Raw genomic sequence first — 24,978 nt, 5'->3', positions numbered from 1 at the left:
AAAGATTTTATTGTAATTTTTTTCGTAGTAATTGATTGATAATTTTCGGGTTGGCTTTCCCCCCCGTGGCTTTCATTATTTGACCCACAAAGAAGCCTAAAATCTTCTCGTTGCCCGATTTAAACTGTGCGACTTGCGGGGTGTTATTGGCAATAATTTCATCTACAATTGATTCAATCTCGCCCGTATCACTCATTTGTTTTAAACCTTTGGCTGCAATAATTTCATCGGCACTGCCTTCGCCACTCCACATCGCCTTAAATACATCTTTGGCAATTTTACCAGAAATAGTATCGTCACCAATACGACTAACGAGTAACGATAAATCCGGTGCGGAAACGGGAGAATTTTGGATTTCAATTTGGTCTTTATTTAACAAGGCACTCAACTCGCCCATTACCCAATTCGCACAAAGTTTGGCATTCGATTCATTGCCTTTTAGCATAGTCTCAAAATAATCAGCCAAGGGCTTTTGTGCGGTCAATATTTCGGCATCATATTCACTTAAAGCAAACGCTTTAATAAAACGGGCTTTCTTTTCCAGTGGCAATTCAGGTAATTGTGCTTTAATCTCAAGCAATAATGCATCTGAAATTTCAATCGGCAATAAATCTGGGTCAGGGAAATAACGATAATCGTTGGCTTCTTCTTTCGAACGCATTGAACGAGTTTCGTGTTTGACTGAATCATACAGTCGCGTTTCTTGTGCCACTTCACCACCTTCTTCTAAAATATCTTGCTGCCTTTCCACTTCAAGATTAATGGCCTTTTCTAAAAATTTAAAAGAATTGATATTTTTAAGTTCAGCACGCGTCCCCAATTTTTCCTGCCCCAGCGGACGAATAGAAACATTGGCATCACAACGGAATGAGCCTTCTTGCATATTGCCATCACAAATATCGATATATTGCACCAAAGCGTGAATTTTCTTCGCATACGCCACCGCTTCCTTGGCACTGCGCATATCGGGTTCAGAAACAATTTCCAGCAACGGCGTGCCTGCACGATTAAGGTCAACAGCGGTGTAATCATCAAACATATCATGGACGGATTTACCGGCATCTTCTTCAAGGTGTGCACGGGTTATGCCCACAGTTTTAACCGTATTGCCAATGGTAATATCAATCTGCCCCTCACCCACAATCGGCCAATCAAGTTGTGAGGTTTGGTAGCCTTTTGGTAAATCAGGATAAAAGTAGTTCTTTCTATCAAAAACATTGCGTTGATTAATGTGTGCATCAATTGCTAAACCAAATTTAATGGCTTTATTAACTACCTCTTTATTTAATACTGGCAACACACCTGGTAAACCCAAATCAACCGCGCACGCCTGTGAATTCGGCTGCGCACCAAACTGAGTTGAAGCCGCTGAAAATATTTTAGATTTTGTATTTAATTGGGCATGAATTTCTAGCCCGATTACTGTTTCCCATTCCATATTTAATTCCTAATTAATGACCAATATATTCTTCCAAAGATTTTCCCACCAATGCATTTAAAGAAATATTATTTTTTAACGCTCTTTGATAAGCCATTTTATGCAATTTGGGGCTAATGCGTATATTAAAAATTCCTTTATAAGTTTTTTGCGCTTCTATCCCCAATTTTTTACAAGTACTCAGATAATCATCAACACTGTCTTGAAAATTTTTCTCCAAACCCTTAACCGTATCCGCCTCAAATGTAACTAAATCATCAATCATCTCTAACTTGCCAAAAAAACACTTGTCTTCATTGGAATATTCAACGCTACCGATATAGCCTTTATGTTCAATTGTATTGCTCATAATATCTCCTTTAATTTTTCTTGTATTTGCCTAATTAAATACTCTTTTAAAACATTGTTTGGGTGTGGTTTGTGCAAATTAATGACACTTCTATGCGATTTATGATAAAACTTCACCCTTGATCCAACACCTTCTAGTTTTGCATAGCCCAAAGAAAGTAACAAAGTTTCTAATTCGTTAAATGTTAAATTTTTTTAATGGGTTGTGCTAAAAATTGATTAAGCGGTTTATCTTTTTTACTCATTTTCTAATGATACTATAAAACAGTTACAAAAATAAATAATTTGTGTATTCCAATTTAAACAAGATAAAATAATTGGGGGTCAAAGTGTCATTTAGGCGAAATGAATTGTTAGGTATTTTTATAGTCATAAGTTATTATTTTTAAAGTAAAAAATATTATTTAATCACACACTGATTCTAATTATTATAAAATAAAAAGTCGCTTTTTGATGAATATTTTAGGTTATTAGGGGCGCCCTTCACTCAAACAACTCATTTTATAATGCTTACATATCAAGTAGTTTATTAGCCATCAATTATTCTTGATTATTTAGAAATCTTTTTGCCATTCTACCCCAATCAGCCCGAGCCTCTTGGGTGCGATCTTTTTGTTCGCCATCTGGCTGCTGGTCTTCATATCGTGCCCATGCCATCATAAGAAGTTTTAATGCATCAAAAGCATTACCTCCTTGTTTGTCGTCTTTTTCTAATAACTCAATTAATTTTGGGTAAACCGGATGGTTGATATTTAAAATAATCATAATTTTCCCACCTTTAGGGAGGACGCTAAAAAAAGCATCGCCATCAATATCACCATCTTTAATAATATACTTCAAGTCATCATCTACTATTGATGCCGCTATTTCTTTTGCATTTTCTATACCTGCTTCATCTAATCCATCAGCTATTTGAGACATTTTGTCTTGATTGCTTAAACTTTCTCCTTTGTCACTTTTTCCTATATTTCCCTCACTCTTTAGTTTGTCGGTGGCATTTGTTGCTATTTCTTCAGCGGTAACAATATTTCGGTCTGGTCTTGTATTTTTAGTTTGCAATTTTATTGCTTTTCTCATTTGCCCTATAATTGAATCTACTTTTTCTGCAATTTCTATTAAAACCTCAGTGGGATCCTTATCTGCTCTTAACTCATCCTTATATTCTAGTAAGGTCTGACCTTCATATATACCTTCATTCATATTGGCTAAGTCAGCTGTAAAATTTCTTGCAGACTGTTTGTTGTTCGCTACTCCAAATACATCATCAAGAGATGGAGGGAAATTTACCTCAACACCCCACCATCTTTCCGTCACATCATGCTGTATTGTCCACTTAGTATCTAAATCTAGTTCTCTATTAGCTCGCACAATAGAAACCCCTACATTTTGTTGTGCATGCTTTCCATGTGGAGCACTTCCAGCATTACCGTATTTTTTCACATCTCTACTGTCTTCTTTTGCATAAGTAAATTTAATACTTACTTCATGTTGACTATTGTTATGATTGACTTTAAATTTAATTTCATAGCCCTCACCTTCCCATTTTTTGAACATAGCATTATTTTCAAAGGGCTTTGGACATGAAGTCTTATTCATTAAATAAATAGGGTCATTAGCCTTAAAATTGTTATTTCCAGTATTGGATAAGGACAGTTGTCCATTTTCAGTTTTAGCAATCATTTCAATTGAGACTGCATTATCTTGGATAAAATATCGATACATACGGCCAATTATAAACTCTGAGTGTTTAAAAATAGATTTTGCAGTTTTCCACATACACCTGTCAATTTTTGACCATAAAACCAATGTCCCGCTTTCTCCGTTTATATATTCTTTAAATTCATTGGGGACATTTTTTTGAGCAGGTTCTGGCACTTCTTCTAATCCATTATTAGTAATCTCATCTAAATCAAGATAACTATACAAAACATCACCGTTATTTTGCCAAGTATAGACTTCTACTTTTTTACATTGAGAAATTGAAGAATTAGGTAAACCCATGCCAAACTTACCTATACCCTCTTGATTTTCTGCGGTTAAATGCGTTCCATTACCAAATCCTAATGATAATTCTAGTGTATCTTTGTCCATCCCGTTGCCATTATCAATCACTGCAATTTCAGATAAATTTCTTCTGCCATTATTACTGTCTTCTATGCAGACTAACTTTATTTCACTCGCACCCGCTTGTATTGAATTGTCTATTAATTCTGCTAGTGCATAAGCTGCATTTTTATAACCATTATCTCTCATTGCTTTTACAACTAAATGAGTTGCCACTATTTTTTGTGCCATTATTTATTCTCCCAAACATCATCCCAATTATTAAAAGCCTTAGCAATATTGCCAAAACCACCTAATTTTTTATCTACCACGGTAACAATCTTTGCTTTTTTTGTTGCCGCCTGCTTTTATACCTCTAATCGCTCCAACCCATAAACAATATCCTCCCACATTCGATTAATACCATTTTTAAAAAGTAATGATACTAAAAAGTGCTGATAATTGTTTGTTTTAGTACGCTTAAAAAATCGAGGATACTTATTGCTATCCTTGATTTTTTAAGCACGCTAAAACAGACAATGATTAGTGCTTTTGTATTCAATACTTTCCCATAAGCGATTAACATCTTTCTTTTCCCATGAATATGGTCTTTGATATGCAGGTATGTAGAAGCTTTTACCAGGTTTGTCTGTAAATAACGACTGTATATTTTTTGGTTCAACAGTAAATAAATTTTCTATATCCATAGTATTTTTTTTCCTTTTATAATTATCCTATAATCGCTTTTTCAATCTGTTTGGCAAACTCAATGCCATCTTTAGGGCGTATATTTTTATCATTGTGTAACGCATTAAATATCGGCTCAAATAATTTTTCAGGACCAGACCAATCTTCCTTTCTTAATACTCCTGTTGGATGTGTGTTATTAACAATCAACCAAAATATTGACGCTAATTGAAACACATCTGATGATTTACTAATATTATCATCGATGCTACAATTAAGATTATTTGCTTCTGGAGACATCCAAAAAGCAGGACCTAATTTCTCTCTATCTCTAGTAATTGAATCTTGCTCTATGTCCTCATTAAATTTACATAAGCCATAATCACTCAATAACCACGATCCGTTAGAAATTAAAATATTATCTGGTTTAATATCTCTATGAATAGCTTGCTTATGCAAACATGCTAACGCTTTGGATAATCCTCTAAATTGAGCAAAATACTCTTCTTTGGTAAAATCCTCCTTATCTTCAAATCGCTTTGTTAGGGTTTTTTCAGCAAGCTCCATAACAATAAACGGATTTTTTCTGTATCTGCCACTATCTATATATTCAATTAAATGTACATGCCTATCAATTGCTTTATTCAATTTAATTTCTTTATCAAATCTACTGGCTCTATTTCCATATAATTTAATTTGAAATTTGATTGCGTATTCACTGCTAGTAGCCTCGTTAACGCATTTATACACTCTAGCATTGCCGCCCTTTCCCACTTCTTCTAAAACACTATAAGTTGACTGACTCTCTCCCGTTACTTCGTTTGGTGGATTAAAATTATTGCTCATTTTTTTTAAGACAATTACCGCAAATAAACTGTGCATTGGTTAATTGGTGATTTATTTGTTCATTATCCCAATATAATTTTGATTTATTTACATGCCATTCTCCGCACTCATCTTCGTAACTTAAATTGTCCTCTATTTGACATTTTCCACAATAAAAATACGATGGACATCCGTATGTACCCGTTGAACTCAAGCCCACATCATTGACTTGTATTATCTCAACCCAATCAAAAGCTATACTACTGAATTGCTCGTTACTTTCAACAGAGGTATTATCAACATATGTTCCAGATAGTATATTAACTAAAAATCCAATTCTCCACTCTCTGCTTGCTTTGGAATTTGCATCGGACAAACATTTTGTAGCATAATCTCTAAACAGGCTTATATCTGAATGAGGATTAGTATATTCATGCATAAACATTAAATCTGTTCGTAAGTTTCCCAAATCTTTATTTGCAATATCATGCCCTAATCTTCTTAGTTTGCTTATTGCGAAAAATAAAGCATAAAAATCTGCTTTTTGCTTGAACCTTGTCTCACTAATAAATCCTTTAAATTTTAGTTCTTTACGATAAAGAATTGTTATTGGACCGCTTGTTCCAGTATGGTTTTTTTCATTAAAAATCAGATGTATGTCTTTAAGTATTTCAACAAATTCCTTCTCTATTTTTTCCTTTTCAATAGTGTCCCAATTAGCATAATCTTTGTAGAAATTATCTAATGTATTTTTTTTATCTTGAATGCCCCCTATTAGTCCAACTAGTAATTCAGAGACATATTCAGCATCACCAAATCTTCTTCTGTTAGTAATAGTAAAAATTTTTGTATCATCAAAAAAAGAATTGACTGCTAACTTTTCAGCTAATGTTAAAAAATCACCAGGAAAATCTGAACGCCTCAATTCTTGTTTATTAAGAACAGTGGAATATTTATTGACACGTGAATATATCTCTCTAAGTTGTTCATCTGAGGCATCATTTATCTCATTAAAATCTAATTTATACCTTAGAAAATCATTTTTTATATTTTCTGGCAATTCACTAAAATTTTTACCTAAAAGTTTTCCGTCGTAAGGCTTCTTTAAAGAAAACTCACCTCTAATAAATGCTAGAATAGCTGTAATTCTTTGTTGTCCATCTATTACCGATCGATACGGATTTCCATTTTTTACAATATTGGATACAAATATTTTCGGCATTGGTATGTTTTTTAAAATAGTATCCATTAGCATTATTTCTGCCGCACGACCCCATACAAATTTTCTTTGAAAATCTGGTCTTATTTCTAAACGGTTATTATCTGTCCAATCCTTTAAATCAAGAATACTATTTGACGATGGTTGCCAGTTAATTTTTTTCATTATCACCCCTATAAACTACAAATCAAACAAGCCTGATCCTCATCATCTTGCCCATCTTCTATTAAAATATCTTGCCAAGAGCGATTGTCTTTTTTCTTTGCAATTTGCTCTTTTCTTTTCTTGCTGTTTGCTAAAATTTCATCTTTCTGTTCAACCAGCTTTTCAAGGGTCATACCTTGTATCCATGTATAACCTTGTCCGCCTTCTTGTTTTTCCATTTCAACTGCTATTGCAAATTCTTTAGGGTGTCTTTCAGATAGCCCTATCCACTCTTCTCGGCGTTGAAAAAAGCAAAAGAAGCATCCTGAACGGCTACGCCATTCGTAATACTCTGGAATACCTACCGTTTCTCTCAATAAACTAAAAATATCTTCCCTAACTAAACCATCTTCAATAAAAGGGTAAACTGGTTTGATATTTTTTTTATTACTAATATAACCTTCACGATTTTCATCGGCACGAATACCAATATAAGAAATACATTCGTCATCGCCAATAAATTCCTCAAAAGGGGCTAACTTCATGTCTTTAGTGCACCAACGCTGTTGTGGCGATGGCAACATTCCATCTTTCATCTTAAGATGATGAAAAAAGTCTTTCTTATTCTCATTTCCTAATTTTTTTATTTCTTGACCTAGATAGATTTCTAATTTATCCAAAAAAGTATAAATTTCGGGTAATTCTACCCCTGTATCTGTAAAAAAATATTCTATCTCAGGAATTTTATTTTGTTGTTTAAGGTATATCGCCAAAGCTGCACTATCCTTGCCACCAGAAATACCCAACACATGTCTTATTTTTTTACTCATTTTGTGCCTGTTCTAATAAATTACCAATAACTCGTTTGTCTATGCCTCTTATCAACTCCCCCATAATTTCTTCTTTATTTGATGCCTCTTTTAATAACACTTGAATTTCGTTTTTAATTTGTTCATCTTCAAAGCTAAGGCGTTTATTTTGAATATGAACTGCGTATAAATTGACAACTAAATTGCTATTTTCAGATAATAATTTCATTGATGCTGCACTGTCTGTATCACTCCATTCTTTAGGGGTTTTATTCATTACAAAGGTAAATAATCTCGCAAAATAATCATCAACACCGCCATATTCTTGTGCGATATTAAAAATAAATGTGGTAATTTTTTTGTTAATAACATAATGCTTTAAAGAATTTCCATATTCCACTAATTTGGTTTTAACTTGTGCTTTTTCTTCTTTATTGACGCTTAATTTTTCAGCCAATACCTCTATCTGACTTTCAATCATTTTTTCATAAGCATTTTTAATTTCTTGTAATGATTGCTTTATTACACCACCAAAACCCTCGGCATTGCTTTTATCAAAACCGCATACTTCTGGTAACTTTCTAAATAATAAGTCTTGAGGGCTTTTGTTATTTTTAAAGGCATCCCTTACTTTTTGTGCAACATCAGAAATATCTTTAGTTTGTTTGGTGTAAGGTGGAATATCTTTTATAAACATTGCCATTGCTTGGAATAATTTTGGTGCACTTGGTGCGCTCTTACCGTCTAGTAAACTCTTTTCGTATTCCTGTAAAAATGATTGGGTAATACCTTCTATTTTGAATTGTTGGAAAGTAAAGGTATCTGGGCGTTTTAAAAAACGCTCCAAATGTTCGGTTGTAAAATACGGCACATAAAAACGGTCTTCGTAAACAGCGATTTCATCTTTATAAAATAAATAAACGGCAATATAAAAAATAGGCAATACTGGCTTTTTAACGCCAAAAGGTGGCAAAGTTAAAACTTCATCTAAAGTGGAAAAATTTTGCGCCTGTTCTTTGGCATCGTTAAAAAATTTTTCTATTCTTTTCCACACTTCTAAATAATTGGCATCTTTTTTAGGTGGTGTAATTTTCCAGCCACTTCCTATTTTTCTATGCATACCACTGTTTTCCAAAATGGCTTTATACATACTTTTTTCTGCGGGATATTTTTCAATACCTAGGTCTTGTTTATCAGAATTATTTAATAATGCTATTAGTAACTTCTTACGACCTGCATTCGCTTGTGCTGATGGATTGTTTCTATTAATAAGTTCATTTTTAACAACTGGCGTTTGATAATAAATATCCTCCAATGTGCGAGAAAGTAATTTTTGAATGTCTCTTTTATTGTTTATACCTTTCTGAACTTGATTGTGTTGATACCAGTGGCAATTGATGGGATTTTCTACAATTTTATTCAGTTCATTGGTTGTCTCCCTTTCAACATTGGCCGAATATATTCTAATTTCTCTTTGTACTACCGGGTCTTGTTGAACAACTGGATTATGTACTTTTATATATTCTAAAGCTGTTTGATTTCTAACAACTTGTTTAATTTGTTCACTATTGCTTAATAAAACACAAATATCTTGCTGGGAAAAATGTTGCACCACCTTGGTTTTAAAGATTTTTTCATCTTTTGGTGTGTCGCTTAAACAAAAAATAATTCTTGGGTTTACCGCCTGTTTATCTTGTTGCTTGTATTTTGATATATTAATAAAAAATGGTTCAAAATAAAACAAACTGTGTTTTTCGATTGAGTATTTTTTTGCGACAAATGGCAAAAAAACTGAGGTTTCATTTAATTTATCCGCAACATTTAATACACATAGTTGCGCTTCTTGATGGGCTAATTCGGCATTTATGTCAAAATCACTGCCCTGCCATACGCGATATTCATTGTTAAATTTTCGATAATAAACAATTGATTGTTTTTCAAGGTTTAGGATATTTTCTTCAAAAAGACCATCACACAACTTTAACAATGTCGTTGATGCGGGAATTTTGCTGATGATATTTAATAAGCCAATGGTTTTGAGTAAATTTATCTCTTTGGTATTGCTTGTTGAAAATCGTTCTATCGCACTATTAGCCTCAACTACTGTTCTTTGCACCTGCAAATCATTGGTTAATATTTGACCTGTTAAAAAGTAATCAAAAATATCAGCTGGCAAGATAAATTCCCCTGCCGTTAGTTCGTCTAATTTTTTAGTCAATGAAAAGGGTTCTGATCCACCTAAATAATTGAATAAAGTTCTCTCATTTTGAGCGACTTTTTGGCATAGAGTAGGTAGTAATAATGCTGTTACTGGATGTAATGGGTAGCAATTTTCAAATAAATTTTGTGCAGTTTCTGTGTCAAGTGAAATGGGTAATAAATTATTTTTTTGCAGGGTTTTAACTGCATTTTTTATTGTAATTTGTATGGGTTTTAGTTGTGTTTCGTTTAACTTATTTTGAAACACTCGCCCCATAATATGTAACGATTGGGTAACAGTTTCTACAAACGATAAGACCTCATACCTGCCTTGTATTTTTGCCCATTCATTTTTAAGTTTGGTGTTTAAATTTTTACCGTATTGCTCAAAAGATTGATGCAATAAAACAAACAATAAAATATTGTTATCGTAAGTCGCCTCAGCAAGTATCTGTAATAGAAAAATATCATCGCTTTCATGGCGAGCTGAATATTCTAAAAACTTACCCAACTCATCAATAACGATTAACAAGCCTTTACCGCCATTATTTTGAATATTATTTTGAATATTAACTACTAGATTACTTACTTTTGACAATGAAGCCTTATCATTAGATAATAGTTTATCAATCATTGCTATACTTGTATTGTCCACTATATTTAACACTGAATAATAATCAGCAACACTTGTTCTTAATGTCTTTAAAAATACGCTAATAAGTGAATCTGGGCTGCCTGTAATTAGCACCTCACAATAGCCGTTAGAACCCTTTAAGTGCTTATTGATATTGGTTGCAAAACCAGCGTTTTCTGTGCATAATTTTTTACACGCTAATTTACTAAGTGTTGTTTTTGGATTGCCGAGTAAATGACTTAAATAAAGGGCAAATGATGATTTTCCTGAGCCGTAAGAACCAATCAATGACCAAGCTTTATTGGTATTGGTATTTTTTTGTGTATTAATTATGTTCTGAATATTTTGCATTGCAGTTGAAGTTAAAATATAACTTTCTAGCAACGCTTGAGCCGATTTATCTCTCTCTAAATTAATAGATTTAGTGAGTGTTGTTTTGACAGAGATTAATTGATTAAGCGGCATAATATTTTTCTAAATATTCGTAGGTCTCAGTTGAGGTATTTTTATGTAGTTGAAAAATACCGGCGTCTTCTCTTAAGTAGTAGTCATTGTATTCTTGTGTTATTCTTTCTAAAATAGCAATTAACTCATCTTCTCTTATTTTTAAAGCGGGTGCGAACGCATTATCCCCATACATTAAATCTTGAATAGAAACGGTTTTACTGTCTTTAAATTTATCATTGATATTGTGAGCAATAACTTCAATTGGCGTGTTTTTTGGACTAAAGGAAAAATGATACTTTCCATCAAAATGTTTGATCAAACCCAGTAAAGATAAGGGAGACTCCAGCATATCTTCTATTTGGGTTTTTTTTGATTTGTGTGGTGCATACATCCTTAAAATCACTTGAATATCCATTTTTAAAGTCTCTTTTGACCCTTTCCAGTTATTCTCTCTTGCATAAGATAAAAAAGCATTTCCCGCCTCTTCTGCGCTGAACTCATTTTGATGAAAGTGATTAAACAACCAATAAATTGAAGTTGCTTTTTTTTTGTTTTGAGCCAGTGTTAAATGCAACAACCATAAAGAAGCATCATCCTCTAAATAAGTATCTTTTTCGTTTAAAAATTTACCAAAATCAGTGATAACATCATTATCTATCACTTTGGTTGCTTCCAGCCAATAACGGATAGCAGCAACCATATTTTTACCAACACCCAAATTAACTGTTGCATCGTCAGAGGTGAAAACCTCGGCTAATTTTTTACTGTCTTTTTCTTGTACCGCTTGAATACCTTTTGTTATCCAACCATAACGAAGTTGAAAAGAACCATGTCTGCCAATTGTAAAGGTGTTGCTCATACATATATTTATAAGAAAATTTTAATTAATTTTAACAGTTATTTGCCGAATTTGACTTAATAATTATGGTGTTTTTGTGTGATGGTCAGTTTGTTGCTGAAACTGATGAGCAACATTAAGTAATTTAGATTCTGACCAATAATTACCAATAAGTTGCAAGCCGACTGGCATTTTTTGAGAGAGTCCGGCGGGGATGCTCATTGCTGGTAAGCCTGCAAGATTGGCACTTAGAGTATAGATGTCGGCTAAATACATTGCCACTGGATCTTTAATTGCACCTAAATCCCATGCGGTAGTTGGTGAAACTGGACCCATAATCACATCAACTTCTGTAAAAGATTTTTTAAAGTCATCGCTAATTAAGTGTCTGATTTTTTGTGCTTTGAGATAATAGGCATCATAGTAACCTGCTGATAACGCGTAAGCACCGACCATAATGCGGCGTTTGACTTCACCACCAAATCCTTCTGTACGGGAACGAACATAGAGGTCTTCTAAATCTTTTGGGTTATCACAACGGTGTCCGAAACGCACGCCGTCCATTCTGGATAGATTAGAGGAGCATTCGCAGGGGGCAACGATGTAATAGGTGGGGATGGCGTAGGCTGAGTTGGGCAGGGAGATTTCTTTTACTGTTGCACCCATGGCTTCAAATTCTTTGACGGCTGCCATTATTTGAGAGGCTACGCCGTCGTTTAGTCCGTCTGAGAAGAATTCTTTTGGTATGCCGATGGTAATGCCTTTTATTGGGTCATTTAGGTTGGCGGTGTAGTCTTCGACATCGCGTTGGGCGCTGGTGGAGTCTTTGTCGTCAAAACCTGCCATTACATTGAGTGTTAGGGCGGCGTCTTCGGCAGTTTGTGTCATTGGTCCTGCTTGGTCTAGGCTAGATGCGTAGGCAATCATACCGTATCTTGAAACTCGCCCGTAGGTTGGTTTGATCCCAGTGATACCGCATAAACTAGCGGGCTGACGAATGGATCCGCCAGTATCGGTGCCTGTGGCAAAAGGGGTTAGGCGGCCTGCGACTGCTGTTGCTGAACCGCCTGATGAACCACCTGGAACTTTGTGGGTATTCCATGGGTTTAGGGTGGCACCATAGTAGGAGTTTTCTGTGCTGGAACCCATAGCAAATTCATCCATATTGGTTTTACCTAGCATTACCATATCGGCTTGATTAAGCTGGTGGCTGACGGTGGAATCGTAGGGGGCAATGAAATTATCTAGCATTTTAGAACCTGCTGAAGTTTTCACGCCATTGGTGCAAAAAATGTCTTTGTGCGCGTAGGGAATGCCTGTTAATATGCTCGTTTCGCCTTTAGCAATTTTGCCGTCGGCAATTTTTGCTTGAGTCATTGCTGATTCATCGGTTATGGTGATGAAGGCGTTGAGGTCTGAGGCGTTAATTCTGTTCAGATAGTGCTGGGTTAGTTCGACAGAGGAAAAATCTTTATTTTTTAGCCCTTGGGCTAGTTGGGCAATAGTTTTTGTGTGCATAGTTATTCAATAACGGTTGGGACTAGGTAGTGTCTGTTGTCAGTTTTAGGGGCGATTGATTGGAAGACTGTTGAGTTGTCTGTTTCAGTAACCACATCTTCTCGCAGGCGTTGGGTCATATGTAGCGGATGTGCCATTGGGGCAACACCATCAGTGTTGATTTCAGAGAGTTGCTCGGCAAGTATCAAGATATTATTTAACTCTTGCGTGGTTTTATCTAACTCATCGCCTTCAATGCCAAGTTTGGCTAAATAAGCAATTTGTTTGACTTGGGCACTATCAATCATTTTATTACAAGAATGGCACGCTATCAAACACACGCATTGGTTTGGAAAAAGAAGAGCGTAATTGAGAAATGTCTTTTTGCATCCACAACATAGATTTTTGCATACCAATCATATTGTTGTTCATTTCTTGCATATTTAGAAGCATTGGTTTCAGTGTGCTCATCTTGGTATTGATTTGTGACATATCATTGGAAATATTGTCTAAGCGGTTTAATTTGCCTGCAATTACAGACATGTTTTTGCTCATAGAATCCATATTTTTATCCATATTGCCAACTGAGCGATTCATTTGTGCAACATTTCTTGATAAGTTATCAATGCTAACTACCATAGAGGACATATTTTTACCCATTTTAGGATCCATCGAACCTGCTAATTTGGTCATATCTTGAGTAATGGAATAAATAATCATAAACCCGCCAAATGCCAATGCTCCAAAAACAACGAGTGCAGGCATAAAAAAGCGTTCAAATTTGGTGTCAGTGCGTTTGTCTGCATGTGATTCTACATTTTCTAACATTTTTTCTAAATCGGACATTTTAGTAGTGATCATTACATCGTCTTCATGCACTGCCTTGTTTTCAATGTCTTTGTTGTCTGTGTTATTTTTTGTACTCATAAAAATTCCTTAATTATTTGCTCTAAATTGTTTGGTTGATAATCATCACTGATAAACGCTTGTCCTAATTGACGCATTAGCACTAAACGCACTTCGTTGTTAATGGCTTTTTTATCAACACTCATTGCATTTGTAAAATCTTGGTAGTCTATTTTACTGTTGATAGCCACAGGTAGATTGGCTTTTTGTAATAAATATTCAACTTGTTTTACCTCTTCATTATTGATAAAACCTTCTAATTTAGATAACTTAGTTGCCATCAACATCCCTACTGCAACGGCTTCTCCATGTAAATACACACCATAACCCAAAGTGTTTTCAATCGCATGTCCAAAGGTATGCCCAAAATTAAGCAAGGCGCGTTTACCTGATTCCAATTCATCTTGAGCAACAATATCGGCTTTATCGGCACAGGATTGATAGACGGTTTCGATAATTAATGTTTTATCACGAGCCATCAACGCTTCAATATTATCTTGTAAATAAGTGAGGAAACCCACATTGCCCAATAAGCCATATTTAATGACCTCAGCCATGCCTGCTGAATACTGCCTATCGTCTAGCGTGTCCAGCGTATCCACATCAATCACCACACATTTTGGCTGATAAAATGCGCCAATCATATTTTTACCGAGTGGGTGATTAACGCCAGTCTTGCCGCCTACGCTGGAATCCACCTGTGAGAGTAGCGTGGTTGGGATTTGGATAAAATTAACGCCTCGCTGATAACTTGCTGCTGCATAACCTGTCATATCGCCCACCACGCCACCGCCAAGGGCAACGAGTGTGCAGGTGCGGTCAAAACGGGCTTCTAATAATGCGGTAAATATTGTGTTAACCGTGTCTAGAGTTTTATATTGTTCGCCATCAGGCAAAATAACCTCAGCCACTGTAAAGGCAGAAAGTAAGGCTTTGACCTTGGCAAGATAAAGGGGGGCAACGGTGATGTTGGTCACAATCATCACTTGCTTGCCAGCAATATGATTGGTGAGTAATTCTTTTTGGCTAAGTAAATTCTGCCCAATATAAATGGGGTAAGATTTTTCGCCTAAGTCGAGATTAAGTGTTTTCATTATTAATTATGCAAATTTTCTTTCTTCACCATCGCCAACAACATTTTCCACGCAACGACTACAAAGTTCAGGGTGTTCGTCATTATTACCAATGTCTTCACGATGATGCCAACAACGCACGCATTTCTGGTGTTCGGATTTTGATACCTTAATAAACACACCAGCACCTGCCTCAATGCAATCATCGGTTTTTTCGCTGATTGGATGAATTCTGGCATAAGAAGTAATAAACACAAAACGCAATTCATCGCCTAATTCTGATAATATTGCATTATCAATATTATCGGCACAATAAATATCAACCTCAACATCTAAAGACGAACCAATTTCTTTATTACGGCGTAATTTTTCTAACAGTTTGCGAATAAGTGGGCTGATAAGTGATCTGATTTCATGAATTTGAGCAATCAAATTAAAAGAAGTAGTTTCTCCAAAAGTACAATATTCAATATTCTCAGAATTAGAATTACTCCTATCCTGAGTTAAATATTCAGAAAATTCCGTGATATCATAATATTCCTCTAAAAAAATACTTTTCTTAGGTTTATTTGGCATACTCTGCCAAATTTCTTCTGCAGTAAACGACAAAATTGGTGCTATCCAGCGTACCATAGTATGAGTTAAATGATAAAGAGCAGTTTGTGCGCTACGACGCGCTAAAGAATTTTTTTTACAAGTATATTGCCGGTCTTTAATAATATCCAAATAAAAACTACCTAAAGTATTGGTGCAAAAACCAATAATTGCTTTAACAGCGGTATGAAATTGATATGTACCGTAATAACCTTGTTCGTGGACTATCTGCCTCTGTAACATTGCTGCATACCCTACAATCCATTGGTCTAATGGCAACATATCATCATGCTTAACCAAGTTATCGGCAGGAGAGAAATCGTGCATATTTGCCAACATAAAACGCATAGTGTTGCGAATTTTTCGATAGCCATCACTCGCACCTTTTAAAATCTCATCAGAAACCGTCATCTCGCTCGTGTAATCAGTGCTAGCAATCCACAAACGCAAAATATCTGCACCTAAATTATTTACCACCTTTTGCGGACTCATTACATTGCCGAGTGATTTAGACATTTTTTTACCGTCTTTATCAACGGTAAAACCGTGTGTTAATACTTGCTTATAAGGTGCTTTGCCGTTCATCGCTACTGATGAAATTAGTGAAGATTGGAACCAGCCACGATGTTGGTCAGAGCCTTCCAAATACAAATCTGCCACGGCTGATAACTCGTCTCTTTGCTTTAAAACAGCAAAATGAGAAACGCCTGAATCAAACCACACATCTAGCGTATCGGTGGTTTTATCATAATCTTTCGCCTCATCACCGAGGAAATATTCAATGCTGGATTCAAACCACGCCTCAATACCATTTTGCTCAATCTTATCCGCCACAGTGGCAAATAATTCCTGCGTATTAGGGTGCAATTCACCCGTTTGTTTATGTACAAACAGCGTGATTGGCACGCCCCAAAATCGTTGGCGAGAAATACACCAATCTGGGCGATTACCCACCATCAGTTCAATGCGTTTTTTGCCCCAATCGGGTATCCATTCTACTTTTGGGATTTCTGCATTGACGGTATCACGCAAGCCACTTTGCTGCATAGACACAAACCACTGCGGCGTTGCTCTAAAAATAACAGGTGTTTTGTGTCGCCAGCAATGTGGGTAAGAATGCATCAATGGCTCGTGCTTAATTAAAGTATTTGTCTTTGCTAAAATTTCAATCACGCTGGCATTGGCTTTAAAAATAAACTGTCCGCCAAGCAATTCGGTATCTTCAAAAAATACCCCACGACCATCCACAGGACACTCAACGGGTAAATCATATTTCAAACCCACCGCATAGTCTTCCTGACCATGTGCAGGTGCGGTGTGTACTGCCCCTGTGCCTGCCTCAGTAGTAACATGGTCGCCCAAAATAATCGGCACTTGCTTGTCATAAAATGGGTGCTGTGCTTTTAAACCCTCAAGTTCGCTGCCCAAAAAAGTCTGCTCGCCAACAGTAGCACTTTGCATATCATAACGAGAAAGTGCATTTTCAGCCAAGGCTTGTGCCAACAATAAATATTCATCGCCCGTATCAACCAATACATAGTCTAATTCAGGATGCAAAGCAACGGCTTCATTTGCAGGCAATGTCCATGGTGTGGTGGTCCAAATAACGATGGATACGGGTTTGTCAACACCAAATAGCGTGTTATCAAGCAAGGTAAATTTAACATCAATCGCATCGGATTGTTTGTCCTTATATTCCACTTCTGCCTCTGCTAACGCCGAGCCGCACTCGGTGCACCAATGCACAGGTTTGTATCCTTTAGACACATGTTTATTCTCAACCATCTTGCCTAAGGCACGCACAATATTTGCCTCATAAGCAAAGTCTTTGGTCAAATAAGGATTATCCCAATCGGCAAAAATACCCAAGCGTTGAAAATCAGTTTTTTGTTTGGCAACTTGCGTATCGGCATATTTTCTGCACTCAGCTCTAAAGGCATTGGCATCAATTTTATGCCCAACTTTGCCTTTTTTCTTTTCAACATTGAGTTCAATCGGCAAACCATGGCAATCCCAACCTGGCACGAGCGGTGCATCAAAGCCAGACAAAGACTTGGATTTAACAATAATATCTTTCAGCACCTTATTGACCGCATGACCAATATGAATATCCCCATTTGCATACGGCGGACCATCATGCAAAATAAACTTTGGCTTACCTTTGTTGTGCTTACGAATTTGAGTGTATAAATCGTCATCTTGCCATTTTTGCAAAAATCCACCCTCTCGATTGGCGAGATTGGCTTTCATGGCAAACTGGGTAAACGGTAAATTTAGAGTGGATTTGTAATCAGACATTGGCTCTTAAACAGTGCTAAAAAAAACATTATTATACTTGATGTAAAAGGTATTTAGCCTTTCAAATTAACTGCATCTAAGAGCAATTTCACTTGCCCTGGTTTTAGGTATTCATGCTGATTGGCTTTGAGTTTGTCAGGTAAGCGAATTTCACCAAAACGAATGCGAATGAGGCGAGAAACTTTAAAACCTAGTGCCTCCCACAGGCGGCGCACTTCTCGTTTTCGACCTTCTTTCAGCACTACTTTATACCAACGATTTGCACCCATTCCACCGCCGACTGTCACCCGAGAGAATTTGGCAAAACCATCTTCCAACTCTATACCTTCGGTCAGTTGCTTCAAATCTTCGTTTTCTACTTGTCCCAGCACACGCACCGCATATTCACGGTCAATTTCAGAACTTGGGTGCATTAATTTATTGGCTAAATCACCGTTATTGGTGAACAATAATAAACCCGATGTGTTGAGATCCAAACGCCCTACCATTACCCAGCGCGATTCTTTGGGTAATAATTCGTACACACTTTTACGCCCTTCTTCGTCTTTGTTTGAGCAAATAATGCCTGCTTGTTTATTCAGAATAAGTACTTTAGTCTCTTCTTCCTTATAACGCCCAAGGTCAATTTTTCGACCATCAATTTTGACCGTATCCGTAATCTCAGCCTTATCGCCGATATTCGCTGTTTTATTATTAACTTCAATACGCCCTTGTTCAATCAAACGCTCTGCCCAACGACGAGAACCATAACCTGCTGTGGCAATTAATTTTTGTAGTCTATCCATTGAGAATATTAATAAATTTCTCAAACTCAATATAAAGATTGGGATTGTTATTTTGCTTCCTAAGATACACAACAAAAGGTTCGGATTGTTTATAAATTGCAATAATCATAGACTTCTGTGATTTTTTAATCATCTCAATATCGTAAATATCTGCATTCACACCAACACTGATGTTTTCATAATGAGACCTTTGCATAAATAGGGATGATTAGCAAAATGACAGATTTTATTAAATTGGAAATTTTTTAAATCCACTCCTAGCAGGGCTAAGGGTGTTTTTAAAAAGTTTGTAATTTGATGAAAGATGGCGTTTTGCTAATCATCCCTATTTATGCAAAGGTCTCCTTATGTTTTATCGTGTTGTTAATCAACTAAGGGTCATTATATCATAAAAATGTTCCGTCTTTAGTAAACAATACCCATGGCTTCTCTGACTTCTGCCATGGTTTCTTGAGCAACACCACGGGCTTTTTCAGAGCCTTCGTGGATGATTTGTTTGATGAGCTCAGGGTCAGATTGATATTTAGCAATGCGTTCTTGCATTGGGCTTAATTCTTCTTTTATCGCATCAATGATAGGTTGCTTACATTCGATACAGCCCATTTTCGCATAGGTGCAACCGTCTTGTACCCAGTCGCAAGTTTGTGCGTCAGAATAAATTTTATGCAATTGCCAAACTGGGCATTTTTTTGGATCACCAGCATCGGTTAATTTTACTCGGGCTGGGTCGGTCGGCATACGCTTCACTTTGGTTTCAATTTCTTCTGAAGTATCGCGTAAAGAGATAGTGTTGCCATAAGATTTACTCATTTTTTGCCCATCTAAGCCTGGCATTTTTGAGGCTTTTGTAAGGATTGATTCTGGCTCAGGCAAGATAATTCTACCAACACCTTCAACATAACCTAACAATCTTTCTCTATCGCCCAAAGTAATATTTTGCTGCTCCCTGAGTAAGGCTTGTGCTTTATACAAAGCTTCTAAATCCCCTGTTTCTTGGTAGCTTTTACGCAATGAACGATAAGATTTTGCTTGTTTTTTGCCCATTTTAGTAACAGCTAGCTCGGCTTTTTCTTCAAAATCCGCCTCTCGTCCATACACATAATTAAAACGCCTGGCGACTTCTCGTGTGAGTTCGATATGGGCAACTTGGTCTTCGCCCACTGGCACCAAACCTGCTTTGTAAATCAGAATATCAGCACTTTGTAATAATGGATAACCCAAGAAACCATAAGTGCCCAAGTCTTTAGTTTTAAGTTTTTCTTGCTGGTCTTTATAAGACGGCACTCGCTCTAACCAAGACAGTGGCGTGGTCATTGATAGCAATAAATGCAACTCTGCATGCTCTGGCACTTTTGATTGCACAAAAATCGTTGAGGTATTTGGATTGATACCCGCTGCCAGCCAATCAACCACCATTTCTGAGACATTACCTGCAAGGTCTATTTTGTCAGAATAATGCGTGGTAAATGCGTGCCAATCGGCGACAAAAAAGTAAGAATCATACTCATTTTGTAATGTCAGCCAATTTTTCAATACACCATGATAATGCCCTAAATGCAATGCACCTGTAGGTCTCATTCCTGATAAAACTCTATTTTCCATTAATTATTTCCAATCCTGTTATGACTAAATTTTGGCAATATTCGGCTAGTTTAATGTTAACCAATTTTTGCCCCCCGCCTGTTATTAAAATCTTACCTGAAAACGCTTTACAACGGCTTTCAATGTAATCACTCAACATATTTTCTGTGCCTAATTGCCACGATTTTTGACTGTCATTGCCAGCAAATTTTTTACCCGCTTGCAATTGACAAAGCCCTGGTGCAATACCGCCGTCAATATGCTTGCCATGCTGCACAATATCAATAGTCACAAAGGTCCCTATATCTATTAGCATAAAATCTTGCTCAGGATATTTTTCAATACCTGCTACCAATCCTAAAAAACGGTCAACACCTAATTGTGCTAAATTATAATCAAAAACTAGACCTGTATAAGCCTTAGGTTGAATAATAATGGGATTAGAAAAATGCGCAATCAGTTGCTGATTTGCCACACAGGCAATGCTGCTGGTTTGATGTTGCGGTATGGCATTGGGCTGAAAATTTTTAATCTCAACACAGTAGTAATCATTGCCAATCTTCCAACCAATGCAACTGTTTCCAATATCAACAAATAAATGACTAGACACCATTAATCAAAATATGTGCATAAATACTGGCGCCGTATCCTAATGCAATCACGGGCGTCCATTTCAGATGTGAGACAAAAGTGTAAAGCCCTTTTGATTGCCCCATCAAAGCCACACCTGCTGCTGAACCAACTGCAAGCAAACTACCGCCCACACCTGCAGTCAAGGTAACCAGTAACCATTGACCTTGGCTCATCTCAGGGTTCATTGTCAGTACGGCAAACATCACTGGGATATTATCAACTACTGCTGATAAAACACCAATCAAAATATTAGCATTAGTGGCACCGAGTGTGGCATACATTACTTCTGAAGTAATCGCCAAATAGCCCATAAAGCCCAAACCGCCAACACTTAAAATCACTCCGAAAAAGAACAACAAGGTATCCCATTCAGCCCTTGCTACTTTTTTGAAAATATCAAAATCATCATCTGCCTTTTGGTGGATAAAGAACGACACTATCATCAAATAACTCAACCCCAGCATCATACCCATCGCAGGGGGCAAGTGTAAGAAGTTATGAAAACCAACAGCGGTTGCAATTGTCAAAATAAATAACGCAACAATCCATATCCCTCCCTTGTTAATTGTTACGACACCCTTTGTTGCGGAAGGAGATTCATTTTCAATGAAAAAGTGCATAATTGCTGCTGGCACGATAAAGTTAATCAATGAGGGGATGAATAAAGTAAAGAATTCTGAAAATTCAACAATGCCTTTTTGCCAAACCATTAGCGTGGTAATATCACCAAATGGACTGAACGCACCGCCTGCATTCGCTGCCACGACAATATTAACAAAGGCAATAGACACAAAACGCACATTACTGCCACCGATTGCCATTACCACTGCCCCTGTAATTAATGCAGTGGTTAAATTGTCTGCAATGGGTGAAATAAAGAACGCCAAAAAGCCTGTAAGCCAAAACAATTGTCTAAATGATAAGCCTTGACTAATCAGCCAAACTTTGAGTGCCTCAAAAACTTGTCGCTCTCTCATCGCTTCAATATAAGTCATTGCCACCAATAAAAACAAAAATAACTCTGCATATTCTAACAAATTATGTCGTAATGCTATTTCTGTGCCGTGTGGTAGCCCCTGAGAAGTATATACCCAGGCAATCATCGCCCAAATAATCCCTGCCACAAAAATGACTGGTTTGGATTTTCTAAAACAAGTAAATTCTTCCACCATCACCAAAATATAAGCAACAGCAAATAAGGCTAATGACACATAACCTACCCAATGACCTGTTAAATCAAGTGTTTGCTCTGTACCGCTGTTGGCAAAGGCAAAAACAGGGAATAGCAATGGCAAGAATACCAAAATTTTAGTTAGTTTCATAAGTTTTTAGTGTGAAAAATCAGTCAATTCAAGTAACTTGATTGGCTTATTGTTAATAAAAAGAGTTTGCCCTCTTTCAGCAATCTTCAAAACTGCAAAAAAACAATATTTTACTTGATTTAACACCGTTCCTACCGTTTTCGTGTCGTCTTCTAATGTTATTTTATCGAGTGGTAAGACTTCAAAATCGCATTCAAATTGATACAATCTTTTCTTTGGTTTTCCCAGATAATGCACGCGTGCCACCACTTCTTGCCCAGGGTAACAGCCTTTAGTAAAACTCACGCCGACTTCATCAATATCTAAATTAAGGTCTTGTGGGATGAATTTCTCACTGGTTACCAGTGTTATCTGTACCCCCTCAGCAGGATTTTCCTGATGGTTAACCCCACTAAAAATCACTTCGGCATTCAGTGCAAACATTTTCAAGCGATTGTGCACCACTGTTTGCAAGTCTGGGGCAAAATCCAAATAAAAATCATCTCCCTGCTTTTGCACCCATATCAATGCAATAATACGACCCTGATGTTGGCAATAAGCATTCAGTTGCCATTCCCCATCGGCAATTTTATCAATATCATTTGACAATTGCCCTTGTAGAAAACTTTGTGCATCTTTGCCGCTGACTTTGAGTTTTGGTGTTCTTTTTAACATAAGCGGTAGATTATACCCTTTTCAGCAGACGAAAAAAAACCGAGACTTACTCTCGGTTCTTTTTAACCAATATTGATTATTTTAATGCCATGCAATCATCGTTAATAACATTGGAATTGAAAGAATGACATTAATTGATGAAGCTAAAGCTGCATTCTTTTTAGCCGTTGCAATTTCTTCCGCTGTTGCTTCTTTCATACCTAAGATTTTTTGCTGATTTGGCCAGATAATAAACCACACATTAAACGCCATAATTGTGCCCATCCACGCACCAATGCCAATCACTTGATAACCGTCTGCAAGTGAAAATGCACTAATAATACCACTCATACCACGAGATTGTAACGCTAACAATACCAAGCCTAAAACCCAAGTCGTAGCTGCCGCCATACGAAACCACAATAACGCTCTTGGTGCAATATATTTACCAATCGCTGCTGGACCTGGTCCATCATCATCAGCCAACGCCTCTCCCATTGCAGGCACTTGCACAAAATTAAAGTAATAAAGCAGACCGATCCAAACAATACCTGCCAATACATGCAACCAAACGCTAAGTGCATAATGCTGATTAACGATAGCATCCATACCCACAAAATAAACCACAATTGCAGTGGTAACAAAACCAAGTGCAACCTTACACTGAATTAAATTAATACGATTAAACATACTTTTCTCCTTAATTATAAAGTTGACAATTATAATAGGTTATTTACTTATATTGCTACTAATTTTATTCTGCAGGTATCGCAAAGAAAATCACATAAAGTAGGATAATTGAAATAACGATATAAAGCACCCTTTGCACAATTGTCATACGAGATTTAGCTGGGCAATCTTGGCGACAATAATATAGTGCTAATAGGGTTTGTGATAAATAATAAGTCGCAAACGCTTTAGAAGCCAAAGCGATTATCCCCATCAAATCCACACTCCAAACCAGCAAAATGGCACACATCGAAACACCAACATAAGCAACTTTGGTTGATAAACGCTTATTGCTATTTTCATTAAGAAGACCGCCTGCACCACCTGTATCGGCAATGGCAGCACTGAATTGGCTCATTACCGCAGCAACCATTAACATCAATGGCAATATAAGTGCGGCTGAACCTGTGGCATCAATAATATCTGCTAACTCCACCTGCATTAAATCTATATTTTGCACAATTGGCATAAATAAAATAACCGACACCACATATAATATACCCGAGATTATTTGCGCATTACGCATACTATCAACACGAATTTTAGCAGAATATTTTTCGCCAATAAATCGTGAAGTTTCAAAGCCCTGTACCACTAACAAAGCACCTGCCAACATTTGTATTTGCGTAGAAATTGGTCTTTGCTGATGCACAAATTCAAGCGTCTCGCCTCCTGCCAAAAAATTCATTCCAAATACGCCTAAGCCAATCAGCAACGCCACAATAATTGCTAATTGCACTGTCATTGATAACGATTCTAACTTTTCTAATCCACTCAAGCCTTTGATATAGCCCACTACAGCGATAAAAATAATAATACTGGTCGTCATCCAGCGCTCATAAATGAGGCTGGAAATACCCAAATAATTCAAAGAAAAAGACGACAGTAAAGATAAATAAAACGCGACAGCAACCATATAAGCCAATACCAAAACAATGTTGCCAATATATTCAATTTCTTTAGTTCTTTTTAACAGTGTACCGTCAGCAATTCGTGGCTCAACATGGCAAATGTTAAAGCGAATCACATGCCCAATACCATACGCCAGTAAAACAATACCTAGCACAGCAAGTGGCGAAAGTTTGCCGACAATACTTGCCAACAACGGTGCCATAATCAAAAATCCACTGCCAACAATAGACGAAAGTGGTGTTAACATCGCTTGCCATTTTTGATTGTTTCTCAATACAGGGCGTGACAAAAAGACGATAACCATAAGTGAAGTTAGTACCAATAAACCATTAAAAACTATCTCATTTCCCATTGTCAATACACCTTAAAATATTGTCAAAATTA

At 36.6% G+C, this 24,978-nt stretch carries 23 protein-coding genes; all 23 read right to left on the bottom strand.

Annotated features, from left to right (window positions below):
* Positions 1-7: 7 nt before the first annotated feature.
* Positions 8-1,438, bottom strand: coding sequence for an Asp-tRNA(Asn)/Glu-tRNA(Gln) amidotransferase subunit GatB (gene gatB / locus AB8525_RS09510; protein ID WP_369177592.1), 1,431 nt, complete (start codon positions 1,436-1,438; stop codon positions 8-10).
* 13 nt (positions 1,439-1,451) lie between these two features.
* Positions 1,452-1,787: a type II toxin-antitoxin system HicB family antitoxin gene (locus tag AB8525_RS09505; RefSeq protein WP_369177590.1), complete on the bottom strand. Its 336-nt coding sequence runs from the start codon at positions 1,785-1,787 to the stop codon at positions 1,452-1,454.
* Positions 1,784-1,939, bottom strand: a complete 156-nt coding sequence (locus AB8525_RS09500) for a type II toxin-antitoxin system HicA family toxin (protein ID WP_369153114.1) — start codon at positions 1,937-1,939, stop codon at positions 1,784-1,786. The genes AB8525_RS09505 and AB8525_RS09500 overlap by 4 nt, the downstream gene beginning before the upstream one ends.
* Positions 1,940-2,326: 387 nt before the next feature.
* Positions 2,327-4,081 carry an ATP-binding protein gene (locus AB8525_RS09495; protein WP_369151271.1) on the bottom strand — a complete coding sequence of 585 codons (1,755 nt, stop codon included), beginning with the start codon at positions 4,079-4,081 and terminating at the stop codon, positions 2,327-2,329.
* A 275-nt stretch (positions 4,082-4,356) separates the two neighbouring features.
* Complete coding sequence (locus AB8525_RS09490; protein WP_369151269.1) at positions 4,357-4,536, bottom strand: DUF262 domain-containing protein; 180 nt, start codon at positions 4,534-4,536, stop codon at positions 4,357-4,359.
* Positions 4,537-4,558: 22 nt separating this feature from the next.
* Positions 4,559-5,398 carry a protein kinase domain-containing protein gene (locus AB8525_RS09485; RefSeq protein ID WP_369177588.1) on the bottom strand — a complete coding sequence of 280 codons (840 nt, stop codon included), beginning with the start codon at positions 5,396-5,398 and terminating at the stop codon, positions 4,559-4,561.
* Positions 5,352-6,725, bottom strand: a complete 1,374-nt coding sequence (locus AB8525_RS09480; RefSeq protein WP_369151266.1) for a DUF262 domain-containing protein — start codon at positions 6,723-6,725, stop codon at positions 5,352-5,354. The genes AB8525_RS09485 and AB8525_RS09480 overlap by 47 nt, the downstream gene beginning before the upstream one ends.
* 8 nt (positions 6,726-6,733) lie before the next feature.
* Positions 6,734-7,534 carry a phosphoadenosine phosphosulfate reductase family protein gene (locus tag AB8525_RS09475; RefSeq protein WP_369151264.1) on the bottom strand — a complete coding sequence of 267 codons (801 nt, stop codon included), beginning with the start codon at positions 7,532-7,534 and terminating at the stop codon, positions 6,734-6,736.
* Entirely contained in the window at positions 7,527-10,346 is a 2,820-nt protein-coding gene (locus tag AB8525_RS09470) for a hypothetical protein (protein ID WP_369177586.1), read from the bottom strand. Before AB8525_RS09470 ends, AB8525_RS09475 begins: the two co-directional genes overlap by 8 nt.
* A gap of 454 nt (positions 10,347-10,800) precedes the next feature.
* Complete coding sequence (locus tag AB8525_RS09465; RefSeq protein WP_369151261.1) at positions 10,801-11,652, bottom strand: DUF4007 family protein; 852 nt, start codon at positions 11,650-11,652, stop codon at positions 10,801-10,803.
* Positions 11,653-11,715: 63 nt separating this feature from the next.
* Positions 11,716-13,149, bottom strand: coding sequence for an Asp-tRNA(Asn)/Glu-tRNA(Gln) amidotransferase subunit GatA (gene gatA / locus AB8525_RS09460; RefSeq protein ID WP_369177584.1), 1,434 nt, complete (start codon positions 13,147-13,149; stop codon positions 11,716-11,718).
* A 2-nt stretch (positions 13,150-13,151) separates the two neighbouring features.
* Positions 13,152-13,436, bottom strand: a complete 285-nt coding sequence (gatC, locus tag AB8525_RS09455; RefSeq protein ID WP_369177582.1) for an Asp-tRNA(Asn)/Glu-tRNA(Gln) amidotransferase subunit GatC — start codon at positions 13,434-13,436, stop codon at positions 13,152-13,154.
* Positions 13,437-13,440: 4 nt separating this feature from the next.
* A complete protein-coding gene (locus tag AB8525_RS09450; protein WP_369151258.1) occupies positions 13,441-14,055 on the bottom strand; it encodes a hypothetical protein in 615 nt (204 codons plus the stop codon).
* On the bottom strand, positions 14,052-15,128 hold the full coding sequence (gene aroB, locus AB8525_RS09445; RefSeq protein ID WP_369177580.1) for a 3-dehydroquinate synthase: 1,077 nt from the start codon (positions 15,126-15,128) through the stop codon (positions 14,052-14,054). Before aroB ends, AB8525_RS09450 begins: the two co-directional genes overlap by 4 nt.
* 6 nt (positions 15,129-15,134) lie before the next feature.
* A complete protein-coding gene (gene ileS, locus AB8525_RS09440; RefSeq protein WP_369177578.1) occupies positions 15,135-17,999 on the bottom strand; it encodes an isoleucine--tRNA ligase in 2,865 nt (954 codons plus the stop codon).
* Positions 18,000-18,052: 53 nt separating this feature from the next.
* Positions 18,053-18,784: a pseudouridine synthase gene (locus AB8525_RS09435; protein ID WP_369151254.1), complete on the bottom strand. Its 732-nt coding sequence runs from the start codon at positions 18,782-18,784 to the stop codon at positions 18,053-18,055.
* Entirely contained in the window at positions 18,777-18,980 is a 204-nt protein-coding gene (locus AB8525_RS09430; protein WP_369177576.1) for a DUF4760 domain-containing protein, read from the bottom strand. The genes AB8525_RS09435 and AB8525_RS09430 overlap by 8 nt, the downstream gene beginning before the upstream one ends.
* 209 nt (positions 18,981-19,189) lie before the next feature.
* Positions 19,190-20,386, bottom strand: a complete 1,197-nt coding sequence (locus tag AB8525_RS09425; RefSeq protein ID WP_369151247.1) for a tryptophan--tRNA ligase — start codon at positions 20,384-20,386, stop codon at positions 19,190-19,192.
* On the bottom strand, positions 20,376-20,978 hold the full coding sequence (locus tag AB8525_RS09420; protein WP_369177574.1) for a type III pantothenate kinase: 603 nt from the start codon (positions 20,976-20,978) through the stop codon (positions 20,376-20,378). The genes AB8525_RS09425 and AB8525_RS09420 overlap by 11 nt, the downstream gene beginning before the upstream one ends.
* Positions 20,968-22,320, bottom strand: coding sequence for a sodium:proton antiporter NhaD (gene nhaD, locus AB8525_RS09415; RefSeq protein WP_369177572.1), 1,353 nt, complete (start codon positions 22,318-22,320; stop codon positions 20,968-20,970). Before nhaD ends, AB8525_RS09420 begins: the two co-directional genes overlap by 11 nt.
* A gap of 6 nt (positions 22,321-22,326) precedes the next feature.
* Entirely contained in the window at positions 22,327-22,974 is a 648-nt protein-coding gene (locus AB8525_RS09410) for a folate-binding protein YgfZ (RefSeq protein WP_369177570.1), read from the bottom strand.
* Positions 22,975-23,055: 81 nt separating this feature from the next.
* Complete coding sequence (locus AB8525_RS09405; protein WP_369153113.1) at positions 23,056-23,562, bottom strand: urate hydroxylase PuuD; 507 nt, start codon at positions 23,560-23,562, stop codon at positions 23,056-23,058.
* A gap of 145 nt (positions 23,563-23,707) precedes the next feature.
* A complete protein-coding gene (locus AB8525_RS09400; RefSeq protein WP_369177569.1) occupies positions 23,708-24,946 on the bottom strand; it encodes a hypothetical protein in 1,239 nt (412 codons plus the stop codon).
* Positions 24,947-24,978: the final 32 nt, after the last annotated feature.

Origin of the sequence: Candidatus Thiodubiliella endoseptemdiera (assembly GCF_964212635.1) — a bacterium.
Taxonomy (GTDB): domain Bacteria; phylum Pseudomonadota; class Gammaproteobacteria; order PS1; family Pseudothioglobaceae; genus Thiodubiliella; species Thiodubiliella endoseptemdiera.
The sequence above is the reverse complement of the archived record's forward strand: the minus strand, read 5'-3'. Positions and strand labels throughout refer to the sequence as shown.